Below are 12,822 nucleotides of genomic sequence, written 5' to 3'. Positions count from 1 at the left end.
CTCCACGGCGTCCGACGACCCGTCGGTAACCCCTCCCCAGCTCGGCTTTTGCGCGATCATTACACCGACCGACCCCCTCCGGGCGACCGATTTTCCCGTATTCGATCGCATTAGCGATCCACAGCCCCTCACAACCCGTGAAACAACCCGCTTATCGGCCTCCCCAACCAGCACATCGTGGGCTTAACTTAGGTGCCATGACCTCCCCCCGTGCCTCGTACGGCGGTGCGTACTACAACGCGCCGTCGTTCCCGGACACCCCGATCTACGACTCCCTCGTCGCAGAACGGGGCACGCCTCAGATCGCCCCGATCCGAGTGCCTTCCGCGTACGACACCGGCAACAGCTACCTGCCGGCGCTGCCCGCGGCTCTGCCCGCCCTCCCCGCGGCACCCTCCCCGCAGCCGGCCCCGTCCTACGGCGGTGCGTACGGCTATCCCCATCAGCAGGTCGCGCAGCCCGCCCCGCTGCACCCCGCCCCGGCGCCGTACATCCCGCAGCAGACCGCCCCGCGCGGTTACCCCGGCCCGCAGGCACCCGCCCCGCAGTACCAGCGCCCCGTGGCCTCCGGTTACGAGGCGATGCGCCCGGCCGCGCCGCGCCCCGCGATGCAGCGCCCCGTACAGGCGCCCGCGCCGTACGAGGATCCGTACAACCGCCCCTACCAGGGTGGCGGCTACTGACGCACGCGCTGCCGGGAGCCGCTGGCAGGATGACGTCATGGCGACTTCCGCTCCAGTCCTGAGCTCCCTGCACGTCCACCCGGTCAAGGCCCTCGGGGGGTACGCGCCCGCGCGGGCGGCGGTGGAGCCGTGGGGCCTCGCGGGCGACCGCCGCTGGATGCTCGTCGACACCGCGGGCAGGGCGGTGACCCAGCGTCAGCGGCCACGGCTCGCCCTGGTGTCCGCCGCACCACTGCCGGACGGCGGCGTCCGGCTGTCCACGCCCGGCCGCGCGGCGGTGTCCGTCGCCGTGCCCACGCCACCCGTCACGATCCCCGTGGACGTCTTCGGTACGAAGATCGAGGCCGTTCCCGCGCACGGCGAAGCCGACGCGTGGCTCGGCGAGCACCTCGGCACGGAGGTGCGCCTCGTCCACCTGGACGACCCGGCGACCCGACGCCCCATCGACCCGGACTTCGCGCTGCCCGGCGAGACGGTCAGCTTCGCCGACGGCTATCCCCTGCTCGTGACGACGGTCGCGTCGCTGGAGGCGCTCAACTCCCTCATCGCCCGCGGCGACCGCCCGGACGAGGGACCGCTGCCGATGAACCGGTTCCGGCCGAACGTGGTCGTGGACGGCACCGAACCCTGGGCCGAGGACCGGTGGACGAGGATCGCGATCGGCGAGGTCGTGTTCCGGGTCGCCAAGCCGTGCGGCCGGTGCGTCGTGACGACCACCGACCAGCGCACCGCCGCGCGCGGCAAGGAGCCGCTGCGCACCCTGACCCGGCACCGCCGCTTCGGCAACCAGCTGGTCTTCGGTCAGAACCTGGTGCCCGAGGGCACCGGCACGCTGGCCCTGGGGGACCCCGTGCGCGTCCTCGACGCCCGCGCCTAGCCGGGTCCCGGCCGCGCCCCGCCACGAGCCCCGTTCCCCCTCGCATAGCACCCCGTCCGCCGGGAACCCGGCCTTCCTGGAAACCCGGGCCACGAGCCCGGAGGCGACGGAAGGAAGGGGAAGGGGTGGGGCGCGTGCGTGCGGTCACCGGACTGTGGCGATGGCGGCACAACCCCGTGTGCCGGGCCACCGACCTGACCGAGGGCTGGGTGGCGCTCGTCGCGCTCGTGCTGCTCTGCGTGGCCGCGCCGCTGGCCGGCCTGCTGGTGGGCGCCGCCGCCGACGCGTCCCTCCAGCGGACGGCCGCCGAGCAGCAGCGGGAGCGGCACGCCACCACGGCGCGGGTCGTGGCGGCGCCCGGGGCCGAGGCCGCCGGGCAGGACGCCGGGGGCCGGGCCGACCGGCCGCTGCCCGCCACGGTCGTGGCGCGCTGGACGGGGCCGGACGGCACCGTGCGCACCGGCAGCGTGAGCACCGGTACGCGCACCGCCGCGCTGGATCCGGGTGACGCGTTCCGTATCTGGACCGACACCGAAGGGCTGCCCGTCAATCAGCCGCTGAGCGCCGGTGTCGCCCGTGAGCACGCCGTGCTCGCCGGGGCGGGGACGGCGCTCGGCGCGGCCGCGCTCGTCGAGGGCGCGCGGCTCCTCGTCGTACGGCGGCTCGTGCGCCGTCGGTACACGCTGCTGGACCGGGAGTGGGCCCGGGCCGGTCCGGACTGGGGCAGGACGGGCGCGGGCGGCTGACCGGTCAACTCGCCGCCGCCGCGCGCGCTACGGTGGTGCGACCGGCAGGGCAGCGCGACCATGAGGTGGGGGCAGAGCAGCACCATGGCACAGGGCACGGTCCAGGTGACGCACACCGGCACATCGCGGTGGCGGCGCCGCACGGGCGAGTACGGCTCCCTCGCCGCCGCCCTGGAGGCCGCCGGGGACGGCGACGTCCTGACCATCTCCCCCGGCACGTACCGCGAGAACCTGGTGGTGCGGCACGCCGTGACGCTGCGGGGCACCGACGGGGCGGTGGGTTCGGTACGGATCGCGCCGGCCGACGGGGTGCCGCTCACCGTGCGGGCCTCGGCCACCGTCCAGTACCTGCACGTCGAGGGGCAGGACTCGGCGGCGCCCGCCGTGCTGATCGAGGAGGGCACTCCCGAGCTGACCGACCTGCGGATCGTGACGCGCTCGGCCGCGGGCGTGGAGGTGCGGGGCGCGGCGCGGCCCACCGTGCGGCGCTGCACCGTCGACAACCCGGCGGGCGTCGGGATCGGCGTACTGGACGGCGCGGGCGGTGTGTTCGAGGACTGCGAGGTGGTCGCGGCCGGCCAGTCGGGGGTGTCCGTGCACGGCGGCGCCCATCCCCGGCTGGAGCGGTGCCGCGTCCACCACGCGTCGGGGGCAGGGGTGTCCGTGACGGGCGAGGGCAGCGCCCTGGAGGCGATCGGCTGCGAGGTGTACGAGATCAAGGGCAGCGGGGTGCAGCTCGGCGCGCGGGCGACGGCGCATCTGACCGACTCGACGGTGCACCGCACGACGGCGGACGGGATCACGCTCGACACCGACGCCGTCCTGACGCTCTCCGACTGCGACATCCACGACATCCCGGAGAACGCGTTCGACCTGCGGTCCCGTTCGGTGCTGACGCTGACGCGGTCGACGGTGCGGCGGTTCGGCCGCAACGGCCTGTCGGTGTGGGACCCGGGAACCCGCGTGGACGCCAACCAGTGCGAGATCCACGAGAGTACGGGCGACTACCCCGCCGTGTGGGTCAGCGACGGCGCGACCGCCGTCCTCGACTCGTGCCGGGTGCACGACGTGCCGGACGCGCTGTTCGTCCTGGACCGGGGCTCGCGGGTCGACGTGGTCGACAGCGACCTGTCCCAGGTGCGCAACACGGCGGTGTCCGTGAGCGACGGGGCGACCGCCCAGCTCGACGACTGCCGTATCCGGGAGGCCGCGACGGGCGCCTGGTTCCGGGACCACGGCAGCGGCGGCACGCTCGCCAACTGCACGATCGACGCCGTGCAGACGGGTGTCATCGTCAGCAAGGGCGCCGACCCGTCGATCGAGCGGTGCACGGTCACCTCTCCGGTGGAGGCCGGGTTCTACGTCTCGGCGGAGGGCCGCGGCACGTTCCACGGCTGCCGTGTGACGGGCAGCGGCGGCTACGGCTTCCATGTGATGGACGGCTGCCGTACGACGCTGCGCCGTTGCCGTACGGAGCGGTGCGCGCGCGGCGGCTACGAGTTCGGCGAGGACGGGCCGGTCGCCGACGAGTGCACGAGCGACGAGAGCGGGGTGCTCGCCAGGAGTGACGCGGCGCCCGCCGTGCTGACGGCCCCGCAGGGCGCGGCGCCGTCCTCCGGTGGGCTTCTGGGCATGGTCCCGGGGCAATCGGCCGCCAGGGCACCGGAGCCGGTGACGCCGGTCGTCGCGGCCGGGCCGCCCGACCCGGCGGCGGTGCGCGGCTCCCAGGACGTGCTGGGCGAACTGGACGCGCTGGTCGGTCTGGACAGCGTGAAGCGCGAGGTCCGCACCCTCATCAACATGATCGAGGTCGGCAGGAGGCGGCAGGAGGCCGGGCTCAAGGCGGCCTCCGTCCGCCGGCATCTGGTCTTCACCGGTTCCCCGGGCACCGGCAAGACGACGGTCGCCCGGCTCTACGGGGAGATCCTGGCGTCCCTCGGGGTGCTGGAGCGGGGGCACCTGGTGGAGGTGTCGAGGGTCGACCTGGTCGGTGAGCACATCGGTTCCACGGCGATCCGTACGCAGGAGGCGTTCGACCGGGCGCGCGGCGGGGTGCTGTTCATCGACGAGGCGTACGCGCTGTCGCCGGAGGACTCGGGGCGTGACTTCGGGCGTGAGGCGATCGACACGCTGGTGAAGCTGATGGAGGACCACCGGGACGCGGTGGTGGTGATCGTCGCCGGGTACACGGCCGAGATGGAGCGGTTCCTGACGGTCAACCCGGGAGTGGCCTCGCGGTTCTCGCGCACGATCACCTTCCACGACTACGGGCCCGACGAGTTGCTGCGGATCGTGCGGCAGCAGGCCGAGGAGCACGAGTACCGGCTGGGCGACGGTACGGCCGAAGCGCTGCTGAAGTACTTCACCGAGCTGCCCAAGGGGCCCGCTTTCGGCAACGGCCGTACCGCGCGCCAGACGTTCGAGTCGATGGTGGAGCGGCACGCGGGGCGGGTCTCCGAGCTCACCGACGTGAGCACCGACGACCTGACGCTGCTCTACCCGGACGACCTGCCCTCGCTGCCCTGAGGGGCGCTGTCGTCCGCGTCGTCCGGTCCCTGGGTGCGCTGCTGCGGCACGGGCAGCGGCAGTGCGGGCGGGAGCCGGTCGAGCAGGCCGGCGCGCTCCTCGGCGAACGCGGGGTCCGCCTGGTAGTCGGAGTGGCCGAGTATCGGTTCCGGCAGCGGGTGTTCGTCCGTCCTGCCGTACACGACCGGGTCGCGGAGCGCGGCGCGGTCCACCTCCTCCTTGTCGCCTTCGGCGGGCAGGCTCACCGGCCCGCCTATCGGGTCGGTGCGGCGCCACAGGTTGCGCCAGCAGTGCACTTCGCGGTGGAGGCCGGAGAGCGGTCCGGGACCGAAGTAGGCCGGGAACCATCTGCCGTACAGCCGTTCCAGAGGCGAACCGTAGGTGAGCAGGGCGACGCGGCGGCGGGTCCGCTCGGGCAGCTGCCAGACCGCGGCGGCCGCGAGGACACTGCCCTGGGAGTGGCCTGAGATGACGAGGCGCCCGCCCGTGCGGCCCGTCCAGGACGACATGCGCCACGCCAGGTCGGGCACGGCCCGCTCGGCGTAGCAGGGCGGTGCGAAGGGGTGCGCGGCGCGCGGCCAGAACGTGCCGACGTCCCAGAGGATGCCGATGGTGCGGCGGGCGGAGGCGTCCTGGTAGGCGCGCCGGCCCCAGGTGACGAAGAGGATGAAGCCGAGGCCGACCAGCCAGGAGCCGAGCGACTGCGCGGCTCCGGCCGCCCCCGCGATGACGGGGTGCGCGTCCGCGAACGCCTTCCCCGGGACCTGCCCGCTCGCCCACGCCCCGAAGACGGCGCCCGCGCCGAGCAGCAGGGTGGCTCCGGCGACGATGCCGACGAGGACGGGTGCCGCGTCGGTGAGGGCGGCCGTCGCGCGGATGCGGGCGATACGTCGGGTGCGGACGGGGTCGGGTTTCTCGCCCTCGTACTCGGCCTCCACGACGGGCGCGAGGCGGCGGGCGGCCAGGGCGGTGCGGACGGCGATGACGAGTGCGGGCACGAGGAGCAGCACCAGCAGGACGGGGATGACGGACGCCTGCCAGCTGAGCAGCACGGGCGGGCCGACGATGGGTCCTTCGCCCATGCCGGGGGTGCCGGGGCCGTCGAGCCAGTCGGCGACCCGCTGGGCGACACCGCCGGTCATGACCCCGCCGAGCGCGCAGGCCAGCATGGCCGTGGCGGGGCCGCCGAGCCCGTACAGCACGGTGCGGGGGTGCGGGGCGCGCCGGTACAGGCGCAGGGCGACCACGGCGAGGGCCAGGACGATCCCGCCCTGGGCGAGCGCGATCACCCGGAACGTGACGTCGCCGGGGAGGGTGCCGCCGCCCGACTGCCAGCCGGGCCGGGACCAGGAGGCGTACAGGGCCGCGAGGACGAGCACGGTGAGGGCGGCGCCGGGCAGCCAGGTGACGACGGCCCGGTCGAGCCGGTTGTCGAGGCGTCGTTCGCTGCGGCCGCGGCGGCACACCACCCAGATGATCACGACGGCGCCGACGACCAGGGAGAGCTCAAGGGTCCAGCCGACGGCCTCCCGGACGGCGCTGTCCGCGCCCCTGTCGTAGCGGGCGGCGGCGCCCACGACGGCGGCGGCGACAGTGAGGAACCCGGCGGCGGTGTGCGCGGCGCGCAGCCGGGCGACCAGGCGGCGGCCGTACCAGAAGCCCGGCCGGCCGAGGACGGCGCGGTCACGCGGCCGGTCCCGGTCCTCACCCGGCGTGGGCGGCGCCGGGTCGGTCTCGTCCTCGTCGCGCGGCGGGCGCTGCGCCTCGTACGCGCTCCAGGTGCGGTTGGACAGGTACCACAGGAGGCCGACCAGCGCGGTGGGCACGACCGCGGCCAGCGCCAGGCGGCGGCCCGGCTGCGACCACCAGCCGCCGCGCGACTCGGACAGGAAGCCGAGCCAGGACCGTGCCTCGGAGCAGGCGGCGGAGCCGGCGCACTGCCAGGCCGTCAGGTCGAGGGCGACCTCGCAGACGGCGGCGGTGAGCAGCACGGTCAGGGTGAGCGCGACGAGCCGCACCAGGACCCCGTACAGCCGGACCGTGCCGGCCTTGCGGCGCGTCGGGGGGCGCATCCAGTGTGCGAGGTTGGCCACCATGAACGGCAGGAGCAGCAGCCATAAGGCCCGTGCGCCGTTGCCCGACGTCAGGTTGGACCAGACGTACGCCTCGGGGACGGGCCCGCTGCGGAATCGTTCCGGCCGAGTCTCGGCGTCCAGGTCGTCGGCCCTGCGGTGCATGGCGGCGGTCTCGTCGCCGGTGACCCGGACCGTACGGGGGTGGTCGAGCATGCCCTGCGGGGTGGCTCCCCCGACGCCGTGGACCAGCAGTTCGAGCGCGGCGCCGGGTGCTCTCGGTTCCGGGATGGCAGGGGTCACGTCGTTGCTCGCTCTCTTCGTGGGCGGGACACGGACACGCACCTGGGGACGGGGCGCGGCGGCGCGTGACCAGGATGGTGGATGGCCGGTGTCCGCCGCACGGCTCTCACGTAATCTCCCCGCGGTCCCCCGCTGTGAAGCGCGTGGCAGGATGAGCATCCCTGGCCAGCTGTGGTGAGGGCCCGGTGACGGTGACGACATGGAAGGACCGGCCCCTGCGGTGAGCGACAACCAGAACCTCCTCGCGGAGCAGCGGCGCGCCCTGATCCTGGACGAGGTGAGGCGGCGCGGCGGGGCGCGGGTCAACGAGCTCACCCGCAAGCTGAACGTCTCCGACATGACGGTGCGCCGGGACCTGGACGCGCTGGCCCGCCAGGGTGTCATCGCCAAGGTGCACGGCGGCGCCGTCCCGGTGGCCGAGGCGAGCACCCACGAGCCGGGCTTCGAGGCCAAGTCGGAGCTGGAGCTGACCGCCAAGGAGGACATCGCCCGGGCGGCGGCGGCGATGGCGGCGCCGGGCAGCGCGATCGCCCTGTCCGGCGGTACGACGACGTACGCGCTGGCGCAGCAGCTGCTGGACGTGCCGGATCTGACGGTCGTGACGAACTCGGTGCGCGTCGCGGACGTGTTCCACGCGGCGCAGCGGGCCGGTTCCGGGGGCGCGCCGCGTCCGGGTGCCGCGACGGTGGTGCTGACCGGAGGGGTGCGTACTCCGTCGGACTCGCTGGTGGGGCCGGTGGCGGACCAGGCGATCCGTTCGCTCCACTTCGATGTGCTGTTCCTCGGGGTGCACGGCATCTCGGTGGAGGCGGGACTGTCGACGCCGAACCTGGCGGAGGCGGAGACGAACCGGCGGTTCGTGCGTTCGGCGCGGCGGGTGGTGGTGGTCGCCGACCACACCAAGTGGGGCACGGTGGGGCTGAGTTCGTTCGCGGGGCTGGACGAGGTGGACACCCTGGTGACGGACGCGGGGCTGTCCGGCGAGGCGCGGGCCGAGATCGTCGAGCATCTGCCCGGGCTGGTCATCGCGGGCGGACCGGAGTCCGCCGGGGCGGACGGCCGGGGGCCGGGGGCCGAGGGGCCGGGGGCGGGCAGGTCCTGGCCGGACGGGGAATGACCCGGCCGTGACCGTCTTCCGGATCGAGCGCGCCACGGGGTTGTCCACGGGCGAGGCGTGGCGGCGGGTGACCGACTGGCGGGCGCACGCACGGCAGGTGCCGCTCACCCGCGTCACGGTGGCGACGCCCGGTCCGCAGGGCGTCGGGACGCGGTTCACGGCGCGCAGCGGTGTCGGACGCGTCGGCTTCGACGACCGGATGGAGGTCGTGCGCTGGGAGCCGCCGGGCCCCGGGCGGCCGGTGGGCGTGTGCCGGCTGGAGAAGTACGGCCGGCTGATCGGCGGGTGGGCCGAGATCACCGTCCGGGAGGAGGCGCCCGGCGGCGGCTCGCCGTCGGGGTGCCGGGTGACCTGGGCGGAGGAGCTGCGGATCCGGGGCGTACCCCGGGCCGGTGACGCGGTGGTGGCGCGGGTCGCTCGTGTGGTGTTCGGCCGGGCGCTGGACGGGCTGTTGAAGAGCCCCTCCCGGGCCTGACGATCCGTCAGCTATGGTGGGGCGGCGCGGTCACGCACGCCCTTCTCCGCTGGAGGTACCGGCCCATGCGACAGCGGCTCCGCCCGGTGGAGCTCGACTTCCTGCGATCGGCGCCGGTACGGCTGGCCTTCGCCGCCGATGTGGCGGCGCCGCCCGCCTCGGTCTACCGGGCGCTCGCCGACGAGGTGGCCGACAGCCCTGAGTGGTTCGCCGCCATCGCGGCGGCACGGCCGACCGACGGCGGCGCGGGCCGGGTCGTACGGCTGCGCGGCGGGGTGGTGTTCCGGGAGCGGATACTGGTCACGGCCGCGGGGCGGTGCTACGCGTACCGCGTCGATGAGACCAACGCGCCGGGCATACGGGCGCTCTTGGAGGAGTGGGCGCTGTCTCCCTCGGGGCCGGGCGGCGCGGGCACCCGCGTGCGGTGGACGATGGCGGCCGACGGGGCGGCGGCGTTCCGGCTGACGATGCGCCTCGTACGACCGGGGGTCGGCCGGTCGTTCCACGGCGCCATGCGGGCGCTGGAGCGGCGGCTCGCCGCATCTCCCCCCACGTCCGCGTGACCGGCTGCCCCGCCGGGGGGCGGGCCCGCACGCCATGACCGCTCAGGTGACGTCGCCCGCCCTCTGGCGCGGCGCGTCGCCCGAAGCCGCCGCGGCGTCCGTGGAGAGGATGTCGCGGGCCTGCTCCGCGGCGCGGGTGATGCTCTCGCCGACGAAGTCGACGAAGCGGGCGATGTTCTCGAGGCGGACGGCGGCCGGGGTGTCGGGACCCAGGACGCCGACGCCCTGCCGTGCGGTCTCGGCGAGCTGCGCGTTGGACCGGGCGGCGGCGATCATCGACTGGTACCAGACGTCGTTGTCGACGGCGTAGCGCTCGCGGCGGCCTTCGGCGCGTTCCCGGCGGATGAGGCCCTGGCTTTCGAGGAAGGCGACCGCCTTGGAGATGGACGCCGGGCTGACCTGGAGGCGCTGGACGAGTTCGGACGCGGTGAGGCTGCCGGCGTCGGTGGTGAAGAGGCAGGTCAGCACCCGCGACATCATCTTGGGCAGCCCCTGTCGCATGAGGAGGGTGGTGAACGTCTCCTCGTACTCGCGTACGGCGTCGGCGTCACGCCCATGGGCCTGCGGGGGCACCTGCGGCCCTCGGGGGGCCGCCTGCCTGCGCCGCTGGGCGCGGCGTTCGGTGGCGCGGTGGGCCAGGTCGGCACGGTAGGCGGTGGGGCCGCCGTTCCGCATCACCTCACGCGTGACCGTGGAGGTGGGACGGTCGAGCCGTCTGGCGATCTCCGCGTAGGCGAGGCCGTCGGCCAGCCCCAGCGCGATCTGCTGGCGTTCCTGCTGAGTGAGCCTGCCTCCCGGCACCGTGATCTCCCCTCACACGTCGTTCAGTCCGTCCACGATAGCGTTCACCTTCCGTTCAATGCAACGAGCAAGGCAACCTTCGTTGCGTTGAAACCAGACCCGTTGCAACGATATAGCGCCGCTGACCTGCAAGAATGCTGACCACATGCAACACACCTGTTGTCCATCCCATGAACGCAACGTAGCGTTTCTGGTGTCAGAAACACGAAGCGCAAGAGGAGGGCACCCCATGCCGACGTTCCAGACCCCCACCACGATCGACGCCGTCATCGACATCCCCGCAGGGCGCGTCCAGTTCATCGCCGCCGACCGGGCCGACACCACGGTCGAGGTCCTGCCCCTGGACGCCTCGAAGGGCCGCGACGTGCAGCTGGCGGAGCGGACCAGGGTCGAATACGGCGACGGAGTCCTGCGGGTCGCGGCCACGGCGCGGAACCAGCTCCTCGGAAACTCCGGTTCCATCGAGGTGACGGTCCAGCTGCCCGCGGGCTCCCACATCGAGGCGAAGACGGAGGGCGCCGAGTTCCGGGCCGTCGGGCGGTTCGGCGACGTCACCTTCGACGGCGGGCACGGCGGGCACGACGCGATCAAGCTCGACGAGGCCGCTAGTGCCCACCTCACCGCCCTCGCCGGCGACATCTCGGTCGGCCGCCTGGGCGGCCCCGCCGAGATCAGCACCGAACAGGGCGACATCCGGATCGCCGAGGCCGTGCGCGGCTCGGTCGTGCTGCGCACCCGGACCGGCGACGTGTCGGTCGGCGCAGCCCACGGAGTCTCCGCCTCCCTGGACGCCGGCACCGCGCACGGCAGGGTGCACAACGCGCTCAAGAACCCGGGAGGCGCCGCCGACCTGCACATCCACGCGACCACCGCCCACGGCGACATCGTCGCCCGCAGCCTCTGACACGCGCCCCGTCCTTCGCGGCGGACACGCCGCCCCCGCCACGACCGTGGCGGGGGCGGCTCAGCCGGCCGGCCAGGTGCCGTTCGCGAGGAACTCGTCGATGGCGGCGCTGTACGGCGCGATGTCCAGACCCTGTTCGGCCAGCCACGCGTCGGAGTAGTACTTGTCCAGATACCGGTCACCGGGGTCGCAGATGAGCGTGACGACACTGCCGGTGCGGCCTTCCGCCACCATCTCGGCGACGATCTTCAGCGCGCTCCACAGTCCCGTACCGGTGGAGCCGCCCGCCTTGCGGCCGATGGCGTTCTCCAGGGCCCTCACCGCGGCGACGCTCGCGGCGTCCGGCACCTTCATCATCCGGTCGATGGCGCCGGGGACGAAGCTGGGCTCCATCCGGGGCCTGCCGATGCCCTCGATACGGGAACCGCAGTCGCTGACCGCGTTCGGGTCGTCGTTGGTCCAGCCCTCGAAGAAACACGAGTTCTCGGGGTCGGGCACGCAGACGCGGGTGTCGTGCTGCATGTAGTGCACGTAACGCGCGATGGTCGCCGACGTGCCGCCGGTACCGGCCGTGGCGACGATCCAGGCGGGTTCCGGATACCGCTCCAACCGGAGCTGCTGGTACATGGATTCGGCGATGTTGTTGTTGCCGCGCCAGTCCGTGGCCCGCTCGGCGTAGGTGAACTGGTCGATGTAGTGACCCCCCGTGTCCACCGCGAGGGCTGCGGCCTCCTCGTACATCTTGCGCGAGTCGTCCACGAAGTGGCACTGCCCGCCGTGGAATTCGATGAGGCGGATCTTCTCCGCGCTGGTGGTGCGCGGCATGACCGCGATGAAGGGCACTCCGATGAGCTTCGCGAAGTACGCCTCGGACACGGCCGTGGAGCCGCTGGACGCCTCGATGACGGGCTTGCCCGGCCGGATCCAGCCGTTGCACAGCCCGTACAGGAAGAGCGAACGGGCCAGCCGGTGCTTGAGGCTGCCGGTCGGGTGGGTGGACTCGTCCTTCAGGTAGAGGTCGATGCCCCACTGCTCGGGCAGCGGGAAGCGCAGCAGATGCGTGTCGGCGGACCGGTTGGCGTCGGCCTGGACCTTGCGGACGGCCTCTTTCAGCCACGCCCGGTACTCGGGGTCGCTGCGGTCCACGTCGATGGTCGCCATGGGCTCAACGGTGTTCACACGCGCCACTCCTCGTTCTTCCGCGCTCTTCTGCGACTTCCGCCTCTCGCGCACTGCGGTTCGCTCCCTCATCACACCTGAACATACCCCTCCCACCTGGACAAACGTTCACTTTGATGCCCCATAGGCCGTCCTTGCAGGGCCGTCCGCCCACGCGCACTGGTGCGGCGGCGGGTCCTTGTGCAGACTGACCGCCAGGAACCGGTGCGAAGGGGGCGGTAGATCCATGGCTGAGCCCGAATTCAGCGCCACAGGCGTACGGATCGAACGAGGGCCGCGCTCGCTGACGAAGGCGGGCGAAGTCCTCATCAAGGACGGCACTCTGGCGCTGATGACGAGTTACGGCTCGGTCATCGACAGCGCCCCGGTACGGACGGTCAAGGCCGGGAGGCCCTGGTTCGCGCCGGGCGGCGACGCCACGGTCGCCACACTGAACGGACACCGCTACCGGCTGACCATGGGGCAGCGGAAGAGCGAGCGGGACGGGACGGCGGTGGCCGGCCGTTTCCTGGACGCCCTGCGCAGGGCGGGCGGCGGCCGGGGCTGACGGGACACCGGTAGCCGCGAGTTGCGAAG

At 73.5% G+C, this 12,822-nt stretch carries 12 protein-coding genes; 9 read left to right on the top strand and 3 right to left on the bottom strand.

Annotated elements, in window-relative coordinates:
- Window positions 1-197 precede the first annotated feature (197 nt).
- The 4 genes from ACGF5U_RS15595 (at window position 198) to ACGF5U_RS15580 (ending at window position 4,832) form a co-directional block, all read left to right on the top strand.
- Window positions 198-683 carry a DUF6643 family protein gene (locus ACGF5U_RS15595; protein ID WP_392714554.1) on the top strand — a complete coding sequence of 162 codons (486 nt, stop codon included), beginning with the start codon at window positions 198-200 and terminating at the stop codon, window positions 681-683.
- 37 nt (window positions 684-720) lie between these two features.
- Entirely contained in the window at window positions 721-1,560 is an 840-nt protein-coding gene (locus ACGF5U_RS15590) for an MOSC domain-containing protein (protein ID WP_392714553.1), read from the top strand.
- A 134-nt stretch (window positions 1,561-1,694) separates the two neighbouring features.
- Window positions 1,695-2,306 carry a hypothetical protein gene (locus ACGF5U_RS15585; protein ID WP_392714552.1) on the top strand — a complete coding sequence of 204 codons (612 nt, stop codon included), beginning with the start codon at window positions 1,695-1,697 and terminating at the stop codon, window positions 2,304-2,306.
- An 84-nt stretch (window positions 2,307-2,390) separates the two neighbouring features.
- Window positions 2,391-4,832: a right-handed parallel beta-helix repeat-containing protein gene (locus ACGF5U_RS15580; protein WP_392714551.1), complete on the top strand. Its 2,442-nt coding sequence runs from the start codon at window positions 2,391-2,393 to the stop codon at window positions 4,830-4,832.
- On the opposite strand, the gene ACGF5U_RS15575 is transcribed toward ACGF5U_RS15580, so the two are convergent.
- Window positions 4,802-7,207, bottom strand: a complete 2,406-nt coding sequence (locus tag ACGF5U_RS15575) for a hypothetical protein (protein ID WP_392714550.1) — start codon at window positions 7,205-7,207, stop codon at window positions 4,802-4,804. The genes ACGF5U_RS15580 and ACGF5U_RS15575 overlap by 31 nt on opposite strands.
- Window positions 7,208-7,427: 220 nt before the next feature.
- On the opposite strand from ACGF5U_RS15575, the gene ACGF5U_RS15570 reads away from it, so the two are divergent.
- From ACGF5U_RS15570 to ACGF5U_RS15560, 3 genes are all read left to right on the top strand, one after another.
- Window positions 7,428-8,324: a DeoR/GlpR family DNA-binding transcription regulator gene (locus ACGF5U_RS15570; RefSeq protein WP_392714549.1), complete on the top strand. Its 897-nt coding sequence runs from the start codon at window positions 7,428-7,430 to the stop codon at window positions 8,322-8,324.
- A gap of 7 nt (window positions 8,325-8,331) precedes the next feature.
- On the top strand, window positions 8,332-8,799 hold the full coding sequence (locus tag ACGF5U_RS15565) for an SRPBCC family protein (protein ID WP_392714548.1): 468 nt from the start codon (window positions 8,332-8,334) through the stop codon (window positions 8,797-8,799).
- A gap of 65 nt (window positions 8,800-8,864) precedes the next feature.
- Window positions 8,865-9,362, top strand: coding sequence for an SRPBCC family protein (locus ACGF5U_RS15560; protein ID WP_392714547.1), 498 nt, complete (start codon window positions 8,865-8,867; stop codon window positions 9,360-9,362).
- A gap of 42 nt (window positions 9,363-9,404) precedes the next feature.
- On the opposite strand, the gene ACGF5U_RS15555 is transcribed toward ACGF5U_RS15560, so the two are convergent.
- Window positions 9,405-10,163, bottom strand: coding sequence for a helix-turn-helix domain-containing protein (locus tag ACGF5U_RS15555; protein WP_392714546.1), 759 nt, complete (start codon window positions 10,161-10,163; stop codon window positions 9,405-9,407).
- 229 nt (window positions 10,164-10,392) lie between these two features.
- Between ACGF5U_RS15555 and ACGF5U_RS15550 the strand changes: the two genes are divergently transcribed.
- A complete protein-coding gene (locus tag ACGF5U_RS15550; RefSeq protein ID WP_392714545.1) occupies window positions 10,393-11,067 on the top strand; it encodes a DUF4097 family beta strand repeat-containing protein in 675 nt (224 codons plus the stop codon).
- Between the two features lie 60 nt (window positions 11,068-11,127).
- On the opposite strand, the gene ACGF5U_RS15545 is transcribed toward ACGF5U_RS15550, so the two are convergent.
- Window positions 11,128-12,228, bottom strand: coding sequence for a PLP-dependent cysteine synthase family protein (locus ACGF5U_RS15545; RefSeq protein ID WP_392714715.1), 1,101 nt, complete (start codon window positions 12,226-12,228; stop codon window positions 11,128-11,130).
- Between the two features lie 244 nt (window positions 12,229-12,472).
- On the opposite strand from ACGF5U_RS15545, the gene ACGF5U_RS15540 reads away from it, so the two are divergent.
- Window positions 12,473-12,793: a hypothetical protein gene (locus ACGF5U_RS15540; RefSeq protein WP_392714544.1), complete on the top strand. Its 321-nt coding sequence runs from the start codon at window positions 12,473-12,475 to the stop codon at window positions 12,791-12,793.
- The last annotated feature ends 29 nt before the right edge of the window (window positions 12,794-12,822 follow it).

This window comes from Streptomyces sp. NPDC047886 (genome assembly GCF_043204435.1).
Classification (GTDB): domain Bacteria; phylum Actinomycetota; class Actinomycetes; order Streptomycetales; family Streptomycetaceae; genus Streptomyces.
This window is presented reverse-complemented; position numbering and strand designations above follow the sequence as displayed.